Annotated in this window: 15 protein-coding genes, 1 tRNA gene, 1 pseudogene and 1 riboswitch; of the genes and pseudogenes, 14 read left to right on the forward strand and 3 right to left on the reverse strand. The window is 68.6% G+C overall.

Annotated features, from left to right (window positions below; all coding sequences use genetic code 11):
• The first annotated feature begins 51 nt into the window (after nt 1–51).
• The 8 genes from ACNQQL_RS08125 (at nt 52) to ACNQQL_RS08160 (ending at nt 8,105) form a co-directional block, all read left to right on the forward strand.
• The gene (locus tag ACNQQL_RS08125) at nt 52–732 is read left to right on the forward strand and encodes a GntR family transcriptional regulator (RefSeq protein ID WP_175963694.1); all 681 of its coding nucleotides are present in this window, start codon (nt 52–54) and stop codon (nt 730–732) included.
• A gap of 7 nt (nt 733–739) precedes the next feature.
• The gene (locus tag ACNQQL_RS08130; RefSeq protein ID WP_347063787.1) at nt 740–2,116 is read left to right on the forward strand and encodes an amidase; all 1,377 of its coding nucleotides are present in this window, start codon (nt 740–742) and stop codon (nt 2,114–2,116) included.
• A gap of 138 nt (nt 2,117–2,254) precedes the next feature.
• Entirely contained in the window at nt 2,255–2,767 is a 513-nt protein-coding gene (locus ACNQQL_RS08135) for a disulfide bond formation protein B (protein WP_347063788.1), read from the forward strand.
• Nucleotides 2,768–3,392: 625 nt separating this feature from the next.
• Complete coding sequence (gene xdhC / locus ACNQQL_RS08140; protein WP_347063789.1) at nt 3,393–4,397, forward strand: xanthine dehydrogenase accessory protein XdhC; 1,005 nt, start codon at nt 3,393–3,395, stop codon at nt 4,395–4,397.
• 18 nt (nt 4,398–4,415) lie between these two features.
• Nucleotides 4,416–5,441 (forward strand): adenosine deaminase, encoded by a 1,026-nt coding sequence (locus tag ACNQQL_RS08145; protein WP_072436081.1) that lies wholly within the window; start codon nt 4,416–4,418, stop codon nt 5,439–5,441.
• A gap of 27 nt (nt 5,442–5,468) precedes the next feature.
• Nucleotides 5,469–5,849: a hypothetical protein gene (locus ACNQQL_RS08150; protein WP_347063790.1), complete on the forward strand. Its 381-nt coding sequence runs from the start codon at nt 5,469–5,471 to the stop codon at nt 5,847–5,849.
• On the forward strand, nt 5,846–7,165 hold the full coding sequence (gene guaD, locus ACNQQL_RS08155; protein ID WP_347063791.1) for a guanine deaminase: 1,320 nt from the start codon (nt 5,846–5,848) through the stop codon (nt 7,163–7,165). Before ACNQQL_RS08150 ends, guaD begins: the two co-directional genes overlap by 4 nt.
• 151 nt (nt 7,166–7,316) lie before the next feature.
• Nucleotides 7,317–7,454, forward strand: a riboswitch (yybP-ykoY riboswitch).
• 78 nt (nt 7,455–7,532) lie between these two features.
• A complete protein-coding gene (locus ACNQQL_RS08160) occupies nt 7,533–8,105 on the forward strand; it encodes a TMEM165/GDT1 family protein (RefSeq protein ID WP_021163944.1) in 573 nt (190 codons plus the stop codon).
• Between the two features lie 60 nt (nt 8,106–8,165).
• Here the strand turns inward: ACNQQL_RS08160 and ACNQQL_RS08165 are convergent, their stop codons facing one another.
• Complete coding sequence (locus ACNQQL_RS08165; protein WP_347063792.1) at nt 8,166–8,867, reverse strand: DUF4136 domain-containing protein; 702 nt, start codon at nt 8,865–8,867, stop codon at nt 8,166–8,168.
• Nucleotides 8,868–9,053: 186 nt separating this feature from the next.
• On the opposite strand from ACNQQL_RS08165, the gene pepN reads away from it, so the two are divergent.
• The 6 genes from pepN to ACNQQL_RS08195 all read left to right on the forward strand — a co-directional run bounded on the left by pepN (nt 9,054) and on the right by ACNQQL_RS08195 (nt 14,562).
• Nucleotides 9,054–11,747: an aminopeptidase N gene (gene pepN, locus ACNQQL_RS08170; RefSeq protein WP_347063793.1), complete on the forward strand. Its 2,694-nt coding sequence runs from the start codon at nt 9,054–9,056 to the stop codon at nt 11,745–11,747.
• 280 nt (nt 11,748–12,027) lie between these two features.
• Entirely contained in the window at nt 12,028–13,041 is a 1,014-nt protein-coding gene (locus tag ACNQQL_RS08175; protein WP_072436087.1) for a class 1 fructose-bisphosphatase, read from the forward strand.
• A 210-nt stretch (nt 13,042–13,251) separates the two neighbouring features.
• A tRNA-Thr gene (locus ACNQQL_RS08180) sits at nt 13,252–13,327 on the forward strand.
• Nucleotides 13,328–13,535: 208 nt separating this feature from the next.
• On the forward strand, nt 13,536–13,823 hold the full coding sequence (locus tag ACNQQL_RS08185) for a hypothetical protein (RefSeq protein ID WP_347063794.1): 288 nt from the start codon (nt 13,536–13,538) through the stop codon (nt 13,821–13,823).
• Between the two features lie 8 nt (nt 13,824–13,831).
• Nucleotides 13,832–14,053, forward strand: coding sequence for a hypothetical protein (locus ACNQQL_RS08190; RefSeq protein ID WP_347063795.1), 222 nt, complete (start codon nt 13,832–13,834; stop codon nt 14,051–14,053).
• 254 nt (nt 14,054–14,307) lie between these two features.
• Nucleotides 14,308–14,562: a GlsB/YeaQ/YmgE family stress response membrane protein gene (locus ACNQQL_RS08195; RefSeq protein WP_034182994.1), complete on the forward strand. Its 255-nt coding sequence runs from the start codon at nt 14,308–14,310 to the stop codon at nt 14,560–14,562.
• Between the two features lie 79 nt (nt 14,563–14,641).
• Here ACNQQL_RS08195 and ACNQQL_RS08200 read toward each other — a convergent pair.
• Nucleotides 14,642–14,776, reverse strand: a pseudogene (locus ACNQQL_RS08200) (TlpA family protein disulfide reductase); the annotation flags it as partial.
• A gap of 32 nt (nt 14,777–14,808) precedes the next feature.
• Complete coding sequence (locus ACNQQL_RS08205) at nt 14,809–17,169, reverse strand: TonB-dependent receptor (RefSeq protein ID WP_347063796.1); 2,361 nt, start codon at nt 17,167–17,169, stop codon at nt 14,809–14,811.
• Between the last annotated feature and the right edge of the window lie 105 nt (nt 17,170–17,274).

Consider the following 17,274-nt stretch of genomic DNA (forward strand, 5'->3'; position numbering starts at 1 on the left):
GATCGCCCGCGCCATGATCGCGCCCCGTCCGGCCGCCGCGCCGCAACCCGCATGAATGCCCTGACCGACGTCATCCGCGACCGGCCCGCCGCGTCGGCGATCAGTCTCGCCGACCGCGCCTACGCGCTGATCCAGCGGGACATCATCACGATGCGCCTGAAGCCGGGCGCCGCGCTCAACGAGGCCGATCTGGTCGCGCGCACGGGGATCGGCCGCACGCCCGTGCACCAGGCCGTGCACCGGCTCGTGCTCGAAGGGCTGCTGTCCGTGATGCCGCGCAAGGGGCTGATGGTGCAACCGCTGTCGCTCGACGACATCGTCGCGGTAATCGACGTGCGGCGTATCAACGAAGCGCACTGCGCCGAACTCGCCGCGCGCCATGCGACGCCCGACGATCTCGCGCGCATGGCCGCACAGCTCGACGACGGGCAGGCCTGCGTCGACACGCACGACGTCGAAGGCATGATGGAGCTCGACCGCGCGTTTCATCAGGCGATCGCCGCAGCCGCGCGCAATGCGGTCCTCGCCGAAATCCTGCGCGCGCTGCACGAGCGCTCGCTGCGCTTCTGGTTCGTCACGCTGTCCGAACCTCACCATCTCGCCGACGTCCAGCACGAGCATCGCGAACTGTTCGAACGGCTGTCCGCGCGCGACGCCGCCGGCGCGCGCGCGGCCGTCGAGCGCCATATCGATTCGTTCCGCTCCACGCTTCTTCAACATCTTCGCCCCTGAGCCGCCCATGACCACGTTCACGCCCTTCCCCCCGCTCGCCCAGCTCGCCGCCGACCTCGCCGCCGGCCGGACCACGAGCCGCGCGCTCGTCGACGCCGCGCTCCACCGGATCGCCGATCCGTCGGGCCAGGGCGCCGTCGTCTTCACCGAAGTCGATGCCGACAACGCGCGCGCGGTCGCCGACGCGCACGACCGGCTGCGCGCCGCGGGCACCGTGCTGTCGCCGCTCGCGGGCATTCCCGTGTCGGTGAAGGACCTGTTCGACGTCGCGGGCCAGGTGACGCGCGCGGGCTCGCGCGTGCTCGACGGTGCGCCGGCCGCGCGCACCGATGCGGTCGCCGTCGCGCGGCTCAAGCGCGCGGGCGCCGTGCTGGTCGGCCGCACCAACATGAGCGAGTTCGCGTTCTCCGGGCTCGGGCTGAATCCGCACTTCGGCAATCCGCGCTCGCCGTACCACCGCGACGTGCCGGGCGACGCCCGGATTTCCGGCGGCTCGTCGTCGGGTGCGGCCGCGTCCGTCGCCGACGGGATGGCCGCCGTCGCGCTCGGCACCGACACGGGCGGCTCGATCCGCATTCCGGCCGCCCTGTGCGGGCTGACGGGCTTCAAGCCGACCGCGAGCCGGATCCCGACGCAAGGCGGCGTGCCGCTGTCGACGACGCTCGACTCGTTCGGCCCGATCGGCCTGACGGTCGCGTGCTGCGCGCTCGTCGACCGGATGCTCGCGGGCCTCGAACCGCACGTGCCGGCCGCACGGCCGCTCGAAGGCGTGCGGCTCGGCGTGCTGACGAACTACGTGACGGACGGCGTCGATGCCGATGTCGCGGCCGCGCTCGACGCCGCGCTCAAGCATCTCGAAGCCGCCGGCGCGATCGTCACGGAAGTGCGCTTCTCCGCGCTCGACCGGCTGCCCGACATCAACCGCTTCGGCTTCTCGCCGATCGAGGCGTACGCGTGGCATCGCCCGCTGCTCGCGCAGCACCGCGACCAGTACGACCCGCGCGTGCTGACGCGGATCCTGAAGGGCGAACCCGCGAGCGCGGCCGACTATCTCGACCTGCTCGCCGCGCGCGCCGCGATGCTCGACGAAGCCGCGCACACGGTCTGGTCGCGCTTCGATGCACTCGTCGCGCCGACGGTGCCGGTCGTGCCGCCGCGCATCGCGGAACTCGAAGCGGACGACGCCGCGTTCACGCGCACCAATGCGCTGATCCTGCGCAACCCGAGCGCGTTCAACTTCCTCGACGCGTGCGCGCTGTCGCTGCCGTGCCATCCGCGCGACGCGGCGCCGGTCGGCCTGATGCTCGCGGCAGCGCCGCATCGCGACGACGCGCTGCTCGCGATCGGCCAGGCGGTCGAGGCCGTGCTGAACACGATCCGCTGACCGCGCCAGCCGATCGACGGCGGGCGATGCGCGCGGTGCGGCAGGGTGCCGCACGCGCGTTGTCAGTTTCGTGCCAGACCGTTCGCGCTAAAATCGCGCGATTGTTTTCCGGACCGACCCACGAGGAACCCCGCCGACATGAACGACTACACGCTTGCGCTACGCCGCGAACGCCGCCTGCTGATGCTGCTCGGATGGGTGTGCATCGCCCTGCTGGCCGGTGCGCTGTACCTGCAGTACGTGAAGAACGAAGATCCGTGCCCGCTGTGCATCATCCAGCGCTACTTCTTCGCCGCGATCGGGATCTTCGCGTTCCTGGCCGCCGGGATCCGCCACTGGCGCGGCATCTGGGTGCTCGAGCTGCTGATCGCGATCGCCGCGGCCGGCGGCGGCGGCACCGCCGCTCGGCACCTGTCGATCCAGATGAATCCGGGCTTCAGCTGCGGCTTCGACACGCTGCAGCCGATCGTCGACAGCCTGCCGCCCGCGCAATGGTTCCCCGGCATGTTCAAGGTCGCCGGGCTGTGCGAGACCGTCTACCCGCCGATCCTCGGCATCCTGCTGCCCGGCTGGGCGCTGATCGGCTTCGCCGCGATCCTGATTGCGGTCGTCGCAAGCCTCTGGCGTCATCGCCGCAAGCTCGCGGCCTGACCGGCCGGCCGCTTCAGCGGCGCCCTGCGCGCGCGGCCCGCTCAGTCGGGCCGCGCAGCCGCCGGTCCGTCGTCGCCCGGCCGTGCCGGACGCCTTCGCAAGCCGCATCCGGCCAGCCACACGTAAACCCCTACCCCGCCACTGCCCGGATTTCCGGGCGAACGCGCGTCGCGCGACTGCCGCATCCGCGCCCCGTCACGCCTGCGTTTCGGCCCGATGTGCACGCAGCGGCGCCCCGATCCCGCGCGGCGGGCCTATGATCGACATGATCGCCTCCTGATAGCCCGGATCACCGCCCGGCAATGTTCCCGTCGCCTTGCGGTGCTATCTTCCTGACTGGATGGCGATCTACGTGCGCGAGGCCAGGCGGTCTCACCGCCCCCTGCGTAACGCGCGCCCGATCCGCAATGTCGACTGGATTCATCATGACAACGCAAACCATCCGCATCGGTCACCCTCATGGTGTACGCGTGTCCGGCGGCACCGCCCGCACGCGCGTTCAGCGCGCCGCCGCACTGCATCGGCCGTGCGGCCGGCCTGCCCCGCTCCCGTCCGTCCTCGTTGCCGCCGCGCCCGCCAGCCCGCGCCGCGTGTCGTGCTGCGTCGTCCCGAACGGAGCGTGCTGATGGAAGCCTGGCTCGGCGATCTGCAGCAACTGCTCGCGCACGGCGAAGCGGCCGTGCTCGTCACGGTCGCGCACACCGACGGCTCCGCGCCGCGCGAAGCCGGCACCAAGATGCTCGTCACGCGCGACACGGCCCGCCATACGATCGGCGGCGGTCATCTGGAATGGAAGGCAATCGAGATCGCGCGGCATCTGCTGAAGGATGGCGCGCACGTGCCGCATGCGCGCAGGCTCGAGCGGCTCGCGCTCGGCCCGAGCCTCGGCCAATGCTGCGGCGGCGCGGTCGTGCTCGCGTTCGAGCGGCTCGACGTGGGCGATCTCGGCTGGATCATGTCGCTCGCGAAGCGCGTCGCGGCCGGCGCCGCGACCGTGCGTAGCGTATCATTCGGCCCCTCGCCGGGCGCGCCGCTGCTGAGCGAGCCCGAATCGGAAGCCGCGCGTGCCGACTGCCTGCTGTGGGAAACCGGCGGCGTGGCGCTGATGACCGAAACGATCGCGCCGTATGCGTTCCCCGTCGTGCTGTTCGGCGCCGGGCACATCGGCGCCGCGCTCGTGAAGGTGCTGGCGACGCTGCCGTGCCACGTGCGCTGGATCGACGGGCCCGATGCGGTGTTCCCGCCGGCCGACGTGCTCGCCGGCATCGGCAATCTCGCGATCGAGGCGGCCGCTGCCCCGGCGGACGCCGTCGACACGGCACCGCCGCAGTCCTACTTCGTCGTGATGACGCACGACCACGCACTCGATTTCGTGCTGGCCGAGCGCATCCTGCGACGCGGCGACTATGCGTACTTCGGGATGACCGGCTCGCACGCGAAACGCGTGCAGTTCGATCATCGCCTCGCGGCCATCGGCATCGACCCGGCCCAGGTCGCGCGGATGCGCTGCCCGATCGGTGTCGAAGGCATCATCGACAAGGCACCCGAAGTAATCGCGATCTCGGTGGCCGCGCAGTTGCTGCAGGCCGTCGAGGCGAACGCGAACGCGCAGGCTTCCCCTACCTACTGACCGACCAAGAACGACGCCATGACCCCGACATTCAAGGACAAGATTGCCCGTGCGCCGAAAGCGGAGCTGCACATCCATATCGAAGGCTCGCTCGAGCCCGAACTGATTTTCGCGCTCGCGCAGCGCAACGGCGTGAAGCTCGCGTACGACTCGATCGACGCGCTGCGCGCCGCGTACGCGTTCACCGACCTGCAGTCGTTCCTCGACATCTATTACGCAGGCGCAAGCGTGCTGCTGACCGAGCAGGATTTCCACGACATGACGGCCGCGTATTGCGAACGCGCGCTCGCCGACAACGTCGTTCACACCGAGCTGTTCTTCGACCCGCAGACGCACACCGAACGCGGCGTGCCGATCGAGACGGTCGTCGCGGGCATCGAGCGCGCACTCGCCGATGCCGAGCAGCGCGGGCTGTCGAGCAAGCTGATTCTGTGCTTCCTGCGCCACCTGTCCGAAGAGGACGCGCTCGCGACGTTCGAATCCGCATTGCCGCTGTTCGAGCGCTATCGCCATCGCCTGATCGGCGTGGGTCTCGACTCGTCCGAGCTCGGCCATCCGCCGACGAAGTTCGCGCGCGTGTTCGACAAGGCGCGCGCGCTCGGGCTGAAGCTCGTCGCGCACGCGGGCGAGGAAGGCCCGCCGGCGTACATCTACGAAGCGCTCGACGTGCTGAAGGTCGACCGGATCGACCACGGCGTGCGCAGCATCGAGGACGCGGCGCTCGTCGAACGCCTCGCGCGCACGCGCACGGCGCTCACCGTCTGCCCGCTGTCGAACCTGAAGCTGTGCGTGTTCGACGACATGGCGAAGCACACGCTGAAGGCGCTGCTCGACCGCGGCGTCGCGGTGACGATCAACTCCGACGATCCGGCCTATTTCGGCGGCTACGTCAACGAAAACTACTTCGCGACGGCCGAAGGGCTGCGCCTCACCGATGCCGAAGTCCATGCGGTGATCCGCAACGGCTTCGAGGCGTCGTTCATCGACCCGGCGCAGCGCGATGCACTGATCGCGCGCCTCGACGCGTACTGGCAGGCCGCGTGACGGCCCGCATCGAGGTGCGCTGGACAGATGAAACACGGTAACGGCATCCGCTTCGCGACTCCCGGTCCGGCCCTGCGTCGAGCCGAACGCTTGCATGCACCCGGCGCGAACGCGTTCAACGCGTTCGCCGCCCGCCGGCGCGTGCGGTCGCGGCTTGCCGTCCCGTTCGCCGCCGCATCGGTCGCGATCGCCAACGCTGCGAGATTCGCGGGCAATCACGCGCTGGCGGCCGCGGCCGCCACGAGCGCTTGCGCAATCGCATCCGGACGCGCCGCACGCAGTGTGTCGCGGCGACTCGCGAAGCGGCGCCCGGCAGCCGCGCGGGCGGCGCCGTCCATGCCGTCGCCCGCGCGGCGTCGATCGCTTTCTTCTGTTCGCCTTACCTTGATGCAGGGCCATTCGTCATGACGCAAACCGCTTTTCGTTCCCAACTGCTGACCTTCAACGGCGACCCGGCTAAATCGAGCCAGGCCGCGAACTACGAGACCGACGGCCTCCTGATCGTCGACGACGGCAAGGTTGTCGCGGCCGGTCCGTATGCGCAGCTCGCCGCGACGCTCGCGCGCGACGCGATCGTCCATGACCTGCGCGACAAGCTGATCGTGCCCGGCTTCATCGACACGCACATCCACTATCCGCAGACGGACATGATCGCGTCGCCGGCGCCGGGCCTGCTGCCGTGGCTCGACAAGTACACGTTCCCGACCGAGCGCCAGTTCGGCGATCCCGAGCATGCGCGCGAAGTCGCCGACTTCTTCGTCGACGAACTGCTCGCCTGCGGCACGACGAGCGCGCTCGTCTACTGCACGGTGCACAAGCAGTCGGCCGACGCGCTGTTCGCGGCGAGCGACGCGCGCGACCTGCGGATGATCGCGGGCAAGGTGCTGATGGACCGCAACTGCCCCGAATTCCTGCGCGACACCGCGCAATCGGGTTACGACGACAGCGCCGAGCTGATCGGCCGCTGGCACGGCAAGGGCCGCCAGATGTACGCGCTCACGCCGCGCTTCGCGCCGACGTCGACCGAGGCGCAGCTCGAAGCGTGCGGCGAACTCGCGCGCCGCCATCCGGACGTGTTCGTGCAAAGCCACGTCGCGGAAAACGTCGACGAGGTGAAATGGGTGGCCGAGCTGTTCCCCGGCCACCGCAGCTATCTCGACATCTACGATCGCTACGGGCTGCTGCGGCCGCGCGCGGTGTACGGCCACTGCATCCACCTCGACGACGAGGACCGCCGCCGGATGGCCGAGACGCGCACCGTCGTCGCGCACTGCCCGACGTCGAACTTCTTCCTCGGCAGCGGGCTGTTCGATTTCGACAAGGCCGGCGAATACGACGTGCCCGTCACGCTCGCCACCGACGTCGGCGGCGGCACGTCGTTCTCGATGCTGCAAACGATGAACGAAGCGCACAAGGTCGCGCGGCTGTCGGGCCACCACCTGAGCGCGACGCGGATGTTCTGGCTCGCGACGGCCGGCGCCGCGCAGGCGCTCGACCTCGCCGACACGGTCGGCACGCTCGCGCCGCGCACCGAGGCCGACTTCGTCGTGCTCGATCCGCAGGCCACGCCGCTGCTCGCGCGCCGCACGAAGCGCGCGGATTCGCTCGAGGAGTTGCTGTTCGCATTGGCGCTGCTCGGCGACGACCGCGCGGTGTACCGCACCTATGCGGCGGGCAAGCTCGTCCACGAACGCGGCGCGGCCCGCCGCGCGGCCGCAGCGTAACTGCCCGCCGGGCTTCCGTCCCGGCATGCGCGGCGACGCGTCCACCGCCGCGCATGCCGGGTAGCCGAAGGCGCCACGCGCCGATCGTGTCCCAGTGCGCCTCGCAACCCTACCCGGCCGCTTTCCCGCCCGCGACACACCGTGCTAGAATTCGCCGCTCATTGGGGAGTAGCCGCTCCGCTCGATGCCTCGCGCCCCCAGCGCTCATCGTGACGGAGGCGTCCGTCAACAGACTTGGCCGTTCGGCCATGGCGGACGCAGCCACCTAGGCCTGGCGAGACCGATGGTTCACAGTGCGCCGCATCAGGGCCCGGCGCGCCGTGGATCGTCGCTCGCACGCACAACATCGGCCCGCGGAACCCCATACGTGTCCCAAGCCTTCCTGATTTCCACCGGCGCCGTCGCCCTCGCTGAAATCGGCGACAAGACCCAACTGCTGTCCCTCGTGCTGGCCGCGCGCTATCGCAAGCCGGTGCCGATCATCCTCGGCGTGCTCGTCGCGACGCTCGTGAACCACGGTTTCGCCGGCGCGCTCGGCGAATGGCTCGGCGCGCTCGTCACGCCGTCGATCATGCGCTGGGCGCTCGCGTTCTCGTTCATCGCGATGGGGTTGTGGATCCTCGTGCCGGACAAGCTCGATGCCGACGAAGCCAATGCCAACCGTTCGCGGCTCGGCGTGTTCGGCGCGACCCTCGTCGCGTTCTTCCTCGCGGAAATGGGCGACAAGACGCAGATCGCGACCGTCGCGCTGGCCGCGCGTTTCCAGGACTACATCGGCGTCGTGGCCGGCACGACGTTCGGGATGATGCTCGCGAACGTGCCGGCGATCCTGCTCGGCGACCGCTTCGCGCACCGTCTGCCGACGAAGCTCGTGCACGGGATCGCGGCCGTGCTGTTCGTCGTGCTCGGCGCGCTGGCGCTGCTGGGCGTCGGGGTCTGACGGACGGAGGTGGCCGGCGCGGCCGGGCGGCCGGGCGGCCGCGCCGTTGCTGACGCAGCGTTACTTCGCGACCGCCGCGCCCGAAGCCGGCGCAGCCGGCACCGCACGCTCGTTGGCGGCCGGCGCCGCCGGGCCGCCGCGCTTGTCGACCGGCAGCCGGACCGAGCGGACCGCGCCGTTCGACAGCGGGAAATCGGCGAGCGCGCTGCGCGCAAGGAACGGCATCGCGTACAGCAGCGTGCCGTTGTCGCCGGTCGTGCGCGCGGACACGTTGTAAACCTCCTTGCCCGTCGCGCGCTCGGTGATGCGGATGCCGAGCGTGTAGTCGAACACCTGGTACGTCTGCGCGACGTAGCCGGCCGGCATCGGCCCCCAGGGCCCCCACGGGCCCCACGGCCCGCGCCGCCAGTACGGCCCCGGCCCGACGAACCAGGGATCGTAGTAGACGGGTTGCGGCACCGTCACGAGATCGCTGCCGACCGCATAGGTCAGCCCGACGAGATACCGCGCCTGCGCCTGCGGCACCTGCCGGAACGCATACGCGGACAGCTCGCTCGCGACGATCGGCTCGTAGGTCGATTGCTCGATGCTGTTCTTCTGCGCCTCGGTGCGCGTAAACGCATAGGTGCGTGTCGCGTCGCTGCCGCTCCAGTCGGAGAAGGCCGTGACCTGGGTCGTCACGTAGCTGGTGCAGCCCGTCAGCAGCGCCACGCACAGCGCCGCCGCCCAGCCCGTACCGCGAAAAATCCATTCGCGTTTCATGTTGATCCTCGTCGATCCGTCACCCGTTCGTCGCACCGCGCGAACCGGACGGGATGCCGATAATACGCGGACTGCCGGAACCGGTAAAAAGTTCGCGCGGCACGCAGCCGCAAGCCTTTGTACAATGGCCCGGTTCGCCCGGCCCGTGCCGCGGGCCCGTCCCCCACTCCACCGATCTCGACGACCATGTCCGACAACGCCTCCTCCACCGTGATCCGCCGCGCCGACTACACGCCGCCGGCCTTCCTCATCGATTCCGTCGCGCTCGAATTCGATCTCGCGCCGGCTCGCACGATCGTCAGGAATACGATGCGCGTGCGCCGCAATCCGGACGCCGCGCCCGCGCCGCACCTGGAGTTGATGGGCGAGGCGCTCGAATTCCTCGACGCACGGCTGGATGGTGCGCCGTTTGGTGCCGTGCGCGCGCACGAGCACGGGCTGACCGTCGAGAACGTCCCCGACGCATTCGAGCTGACGCTCGAAAGCGCATGCGCGCCCGACCAGAATACGACGTTGTCGGGCCTGTATGTGTCGAGCGGCAACTTCTTCACGCAATGCGAAGCCGAAGGCTTCCGCCGCATCACCTACTTCCTCGACCGCCCCGACGTGATGGCCTCGTACACGGTCACGCTGCGCGCCGACAAGGCCGCGTACCCGGTGCTGCTGTCGAACGGCAACCTCGTCGATTCGGGCGATCTGCCCGACGGCCGCCACTTCGCGAAATGGGAAGACCCGTTCCGCAAGCCCAGCTACCTGTTCGCGCTCGTCGCGGGCAAGCTCGTCGCGATCGAGGAAAAGATCACGACCGGCTCGGGCAAGGAGAAACTGCTGCAGGTGTGGGTCGAGCCGGCCGATCTCGACAAGACGCGTCACGCGATGGATTCGCTGATCCACTCGATCCGCTGGGACGAAAAGCGCTTCGGCCTCGAGCTCGATCTCGACCGCTTCATGATCGTCGCGGTCGGCGACTTCAACATGGGCGCAATGGAAAACAAGGGGCTCAACATCTTCAACACGAAGTACGTGCTGGCGAACCCCGAGACCGCGACCGACACCGACTTCGCGAACATCGAATCGGTGGTCGGCCACGAGTACTTCCACAACTGGACGGGCAACCGCGTGACCTGCCGCGACTGGTTCCAGCTGAGCCTGAAGGAAGGCCTGACGGTATTCCGCGACCAGGAATTCTCGGCCGACATGGCCGCGGGCGACGACGTCGAATCGGCGGCCCGCGCGGTCAAGCGCATCGAGGACGTGCGCGTGCTGCGCCAGCTGCAGTTCGCCGAGGACGCGGGCCCGATGGCGCACCCGGTGCGCCCGGAGAGTTACGTCGAGATCAACAACTTCTACACGATGACCGTCTACGAGAAAGGCTCGGAAGTCGTGCGGATGTACCAGACGCTGTTCGGCCGCGACGGCTTCCGCAAGGGGATGGACCTGTACTTCAAGCGCCACGACGGCCATGCGGTGACCTGCGACGACTTCCGTCACGCGATGGCCGATGCGAACGGGCGCGACCTCGCGCAGTTCGAGCGCTGGTACAGCCAGGCCGGCACGCCGCGCGTGTCGGTGCGCACCGCGTACGATGCAGCCGCGCGCCGCTATACGGTCACGCTCGCGCAGGGCTACGGCGACGCGTCGCCGGCCGCGCGCGAAACGCAGCAGGGGCCGCTCCTGATTCCGTTCGCGATCGGCCTGATCGGCCGCGACGGGCGCGACCTGCCGCTGCGCCTGGACGGCGAAGCCGCCGCATCGGGCGCGACGCGCGTGCTCGATTTCACTGAAACCGAGCAGACCTTCACGTTCGTCGACGTGCCGGAAGCGCCGCTGCCGTCGCTGCTGCGCAACTTCTCGTCGCCGGTGATCGTCGAGTACGACTACAGCGACGACGATCTCGCCTTCCTGCTCGCGCACGACAGCGACCCGTTCAACCGCTGGGAGGCCGGCCAGCGCCTCGCGACGCGCGCGCTGCTGACGCTCGCGTCGCGCGCTGCCGCGAACGAGCCGCTCACGCTCGGCGAGAACTTCGTCGCCGCGTTCCGTCGCGTACTGACCGATGAAAGCCTGTCGCCGGCGTTCCGCGAACTCGCGCTGACGCTGCCGTCGGAAACCTATCTCGCCGATCAGATGGCAGAGGCCGATCCGGCTGCCGTGCATCGCGCGCGCCTGTTCGTGCGCCGCCAGCTCGCGACCGCGCTGCGCGCCGACTGGCTTGCCGCGTACGAGCAGCACCAGACGCCCGGCGCCTACGAGCCGACGCCGGAAGCCTCGGGCCGCCGCGCGCTGAAGAACCTCGCGCTCGCGTATCTCGCCGAGCTCGACGATCCGGCCGATGCCGTGCGCCTCGCCACGGCCCAGTACGACGCGGCGAACAACATGACCGATCGCGCGGCTGCGCTCGGCGCGCTGCTGTCCGCGGCCGCCGCAGGGGCGAGCGAGCCGGCCGAGCATGCGCTCGACGACTTCTACCGTCACTTCGAGAAGGAGGCTCTCGTGATCGACAAGTGGTTCGCGATGCAGGCTGCGCAACGCGGCACACCCGCGCAGCCGACGCTCGCGAAGGTTCGCAAGCTGCTCGCGCACCCCGCGTTCAACCTGAAGAATCCGAACCGCGCGCGCTCGCTGATTTTCAGCTTCTGCGCGGCCAACCCCGCGCAGTTCCATGCGGCGGACGGCTCGGGTTACGCGTTCTGGGCCGAACAGGTGCTCGCGCTCGACGCGATCAACCCGCAGGTCGCGGCGCGCCTCGCGCGCTCGCTTGAACTGTGGCGTCGCTTCACGCCCGCGCTGCGCGACCGGATGCGCTCAGCGCTCGAGCAGGTTGCCGCCGGCGCGAAATCGCGCGACGTGCGCGAGATCGTCGAGAAGGCGCTCGCCTGACGCAAGCGACCGCATCGCGCCCGCGCGATAAAGCCGGTGCCGCGTGACGCGGCGTCGGCTTTTTTCATTGCGCGAGTGCGGCTGGAACCGAGCGGAATCGCAGGGTCTGACCGCGCGGTTTGCCGCTGCGGCGATGTGCGCTCCGCCCGTCGCCGACGCCGGAAACCGGGCCGATCCGGCCGCCCGGCCTTGTAACCGGACGAAAAAAGCCGGCGGCACGCGAGGCGCGACGGGTAAAATTGCGGCAATTCAAGGATTCTTTGGCCTTTCGGAGTCTGTCATGTCCATTGCCCGCCGCACCACGCTGTCGAAGTTCCTGATCGAACAGCAACGTGAGACCAACAACCTCCCCGCCGACCTGCGCCTGCTGATCGAAGTCGTCGCCCGCGCGTGCAAGGCGATCAGCTACAACGTGTCGAAGGGCGCGCTCGGCGAAGCGCTCGGTACCGCCGGCAGCGAGAATGTCCAGGGCGAAGTGCAGAAGAAGCTCGACATCCTGTCGAACGAGATCCTGCTCGACGCGAACGAATGGGGCGGCAACCTCGCCGCGATGGCGTCGGAAGAAATGGAAACGTTCTTCCCGATCCCCGCGAACTACCCGCGCGGCGAATACCTGCTCGTGTTCGATCCGCTCGACGGGTCGTCGAACATCGACGTGAACGTGTCGATCGGCACGATCTTCTCGGTGTTGCGCTGCCCGGACGGCAAGCTGGCAACCGAGGAATCGTTCCTGCAGCCCGGCACGCAGCAGGTCGCGGCCGGCTACGCCGTCTACGGCCCGCAAACGGTGTTCGTGCTGACGACCGGCAACGGCGTGAACTGCTTCACGCTCGATCGCGAAGTCGGCTCGTGGGTGCTCACGCAGAGCAACATGCAGATCCCGGCCGACACGCGCGAATACGCGATCAACGCATCGAACGCGCGCCACTGGTACGACCCGGTCAAGCGCTATGTCGACGAGCTGAACGCCGGCAAGGACGGCCCGCGCGGCGACAACTTCAACATGCGCTGGATCGCATCGATGGTCGCCGACGTGCATCGGATCCTGAACCGCGGCGGCATCTTCATGTACCCGGCCGACAAGCGCACGCCCGATCGCCCGGGCAAGCTGCGCCTGATGTACGAAGCGAATCCGATGTCGTTCATCGTCGAACAGGCGGGCGGCGCCGCGACGACCGGCACGCAGCGCATCATGGAAGTGCAGCCGACGGGCCTGCACCAGCGCGTGCCCGTGTTCCTCGGTTCGAAGAACGAAGTCGAGCGCGTTACCGGCTATCACGACGAAGCCGAATAATTTGCACTGCAGCACTGGACGGAGATGCGCGACGCAAGTACAATCGCGCCTCGCGATGTGGCCCTGACCGGCCGCATTGCAGTGAAGTGAAAGCGGGAAGTCCGCCGGATCGATGGTTTCGCGAAGCAGCAGCAGTAGCAAGCTGAAAAAAAGTTCGCAAAACCTATTGCCAAGATCTCGGATTTGACCATATAATCTCATTTCTCTGCTGCCGGTGTAGCTCAGTTGGTAGAGCAGCGCATTCGTAATGCGAAGGTCGTAGGTTCGACTCCTATCTCCGGCACCAAGACATAAAGGTCTGACAAGCATCGCTTGTCAGACCTTTTCTCTTTTCCGGCGCCGAAATCGCGCGGCCCGCCTTCTCTCCGCGTCGCGCTCCGGCGATTGCAGTCGCCGGACCACTCCGCCCTCTCCCCGCAACACGGCAACCACACTCGGCACGGTCACCTGACCGATCTCGTCGCGCCGCTTCACCGCGTTTTGCTTCACGCTCGATGGGGTGTCCGATCCGGGCGCTGGCCGATCTCGAACGACGCCTGCACGATGCGCGGATGCCGTTCGCATTCGGCACGCTCGCACGACACGCGATGCCGCGGCAACCGGCCGGTGTCGGCCGTGACGACGGCGGCCGGCTGTTCGACATGTACGGTGCGCGCGACGGCACCGTCAACCTGGGGCGCACTGACGAACATGTACTCGGCCGCGGGCAAGACGCTCGCTCCGACGACGTGGCCGCCGCGCTCGAACGCGCGCTCCGTCCGCATGCATCGACCAATCCTTAGGATGCCGCATGATGACCGACGCCGAACGCGACACGCCCTATACCGACCTGTTCCGAACGATGACCCGTATCGGCGAAGCCGGCGCATCGCTCTTTCTCGCCCGTTTCGCACTGCTGTCGATCGAGGCGATCGGCGACACCGCGACCGTCGCGCGGCTGATCGCCGTCGCAGGCGACGGACTGCCCGATGCGGGCATGCAAGCATCGACGCACGAAAGGCACGGTTCCTGACTGACGGACTTTATCGACGACCGATTCTTACGGATTCATTGCGCCATGCATCGTCCGCGCACGCGCCGCGCCGTAGGCAGACGAATTCCCTGGAAAATCCGCTTGAGGGTGCATAACATTACTTAACGATCCTGACCCGCCTATCGCGTTACATTGCGGGGGCGGCGCGGCGGGTCGCAACGCCGCCTTCACCCAGCTTGCGGCGCGACAGCCGAAGTCCGGTCATTTCGACTCAACTCAAGGAGAGGACCACCATGACTCATGGCTTGATTATGTGGCTCATCATCGGCGCGATCGCCGGCTGGCTTGCCGGCGTGCTCGTCAAGGGCGGCGGCTTCGGGCTGATCGTCGACATCATCGTCGGGATCGTCGGCGCGGTGATCGGCGGCTGGCTCGCCGGGCTCCTCGGCATCAGCATCGGCAGCGGCTTCATCGGCTCGGTGATCGTCGCGGTCATCGGCGCGGTGATCCTGCTGTTCGTGATCCGGCTATTCAAGCGAGCGGCCTGACGCTTCTCTCCACGCGCCTTCGGGCGCGTTTCCGCATCAGGCCGGCGCGCGGCCCGTTCACCGCGCGCCGCCGGCTCGTTCAGCGCCTCACGCGCCGCGACCAGCCGCCGAGCACGTCGGCCGTCAGCAACCCGCAGCGCGCTTCGCGTACGCCATCGCGCCCGATCCACACGGTGCACGGCATTTCCCCTCTCCATCCCGCATCGAGCACCGCGAACCACAGCGCACCACCGGCCGCGAACGATTTCACAGCGACCATTTCAGTTCTCCATAGAAAGTGCGGCCCGGATACGGATGGAACACGTAGTAGCGGCGGTCCGTCAGGTTGTCGATGCCGACCGAAGCGGTCCAGTGACGGTCGAAGCGGTAGCGCGCCTTCAGGTCGACGACCGTGAACGAGCTCGTGCCGCCGTAGACGTCCGGATTCACGTCGCTGTTGTCGAGCGTGTTGAACTGGCGGCCCGAATAGCGCACGCCGACGCTCGCGAGCCAGTGCTCGTCGAAGCGATACGACGCGAGCAGGTTCGCGCGCATGCGCGGAATACGCGGAAAACGCGAGCCGACATACGCGGGATTCGCGGCATCGGCAAGGATCTGCGCGTTGCTCGCCGATACGTTCGCGTCGATCGCGAGCCCCTTCAACCCGACGTTCTCGCCGCCGAACGCGAGTTCGACGCCGCGCACGCGCACGCGGTCGACGTTCGAGATGTTGGTGACGGTCGACGCGCCCGACACGGTGGTCTGGCTGTAGATCGAATCGCGCAGGTCGCTCTGGAACACGCTGGCGCGCACGACGCCGACGCCCACGTCGCGTTCGGCCGTGAAGTCCCAGTCGATCGCCTTTTCCGGCCGCAGGCTCGGGTTGTTGTTGACGATCGCGTTGTTCGAGATCGTGCCCTGGAACAGCTCGCCGACCGTCGGGAATCGCGTGCCGGTCGCGAACGACAGCCGGAAGCGCCAGACCTCCGTCGCGTCCCATTGCAGCGCGACTTTCGGCGACAGCGCGTTCGCGCCGCGGTCCGCATAGCCGAGCGTGCCGGCTGCGTTGCCGAGCGCGCCGCCGTATGCATCCCAGCGCTCGTAGCGCAGCCCAAGCGTCGCGAGCCAGCCCGGCGCGAAGCGCCACGCATCCTGCCCGAACAGCGCCTGCGTGCGCGTATCGCCGCGATAGACGCTCGACAGCGACGTGGTCGGCCCGGCCAGCCAATCGGCCGTGTTGTATGTGACGTTGCGCAGGAAGTAATTGTCGTAGTGATAGCCGAACGTGAACGTGTGGCCCTTCACTTCCGGCGCCTCGGCCTTCAGGTCGAGCGTGCGCCAGCCCGTGCCATCGCCCTGGAACAGCGTGCCCGCGCCGCCCTGCACGGTCGACGCCGCGCGCAGCACGTCGCGCGACACGTCGTACGCGGACACGACGCCCGACAGCCGCCAGCCGGAATCGAGCCGGCCGTTCAGGCCGAGCGCATACAGCCAGTTCTCCTGGTCGCCGCGCTGCGGCGCGAACGCATTCGGCGCGATGGTCATGTTCCGGCCGCCGATCGACACGTTGCCGCCGTACACCCGATTGCCGGCCGCATCGCGCAGGAAGGATTCGCCGTGCTGCCGGTAATGGTTCTCCCAATGCCCGAGCGTGAGCGTCGCGTCGACATGGTCGGTGAACGCGTAGCCCATCCGGACCGTCTCGTTGAGCTGCTCGGTCCGCTCGATCGTCTGCGCGCCGACGATCGTCCGCGGCTTGCCGTTGGGCCCGATGTCGGTCGCGGCGCCGGTCACGGGTACGGCAGCGCCCAGCTTCGGGTTGTAGGCCGGATTGGGGCTCGCGTACTGCATCGGCTGCCCGTCGTTCTCCAGCCGGTCGAGCGACAGTGCGAACCAGAACCGGCCGACGCGGTTCGCGACCCGCGCGGTCTGGTGATTGCCGCCGAAGCTGTCCGCGAACCCGTAGCCGTCGTGGTAGCGCTGCGTAAAGAACTGCGTCGACAGCGACGCCTCGAGTTTTTCCGGGCGGCGCGTCGCGAGCAGCACGGTCGAGCCGATCGAGTTACCGGGATACAGCGCGGAAAAAGGGCCATAAAGCACGTCGACGCGCGCGATGTCGTCAGGCGGAATCAGCGACCAGCGCGGCGGATACGCATAGCTCGAGCCAAGCAGGTTCGACAACAGCACGCCGTCGGCGTAGACGAGCCCACGCGCGCTCTGCAGTTCGTTAAAGTCGCGGCCCGCGAACACGCTGTTGCGGTCACCGATATAGCGCTTGCGAACCATCAGGTTCGGTGCGTATTTCAGCGCGTCCTCGGTGGTAACGTTGGTATGCGTATCGATCTGCTCACGCGTGATCGACTCGACGACGGCCGGCGTGTCCGGATCGACGGGTTGCCGCTGCGCGGTCACGCTGACGGCGGTCAGCGTATCGCCGGCCGTGGCAGCCGACGCGGCTGCGACAGCAGAGGCCGGCGCGGCTCCGACGGATCGATCGATACCGTTGCGGGCCGGATCGTTGCGTGCATCATCCGGTGAGGCCGCGTGGGCGGCTGGCCACGCGAAAGCGGCCGCGCACGCGAGTGCGAGCCGGCCGCGCGACGACCGCGCGGCGAAGGTAGACGACATGAGTGAATTCCTGAAAACGTGATCGGACGCCGCCGGACACGAGCGGACGCGCCGCGCACGAACGGCGCGGCGCGCGGGCCCGGCCGCGGGCGGCACGCGCGCCAC

The sequence above is a fragment of the Burkholderia sp. LFS061 genome (genome assembly GCF_047978125.1).
Taxonomy (GTDB): domain Bacteria; phylum Pseudomonadota; class Gammaproteobacteria; order Burkholderiales; family Burkholderiaceae; genus Burkholderia; species Burkholderia pyrrocinia_C.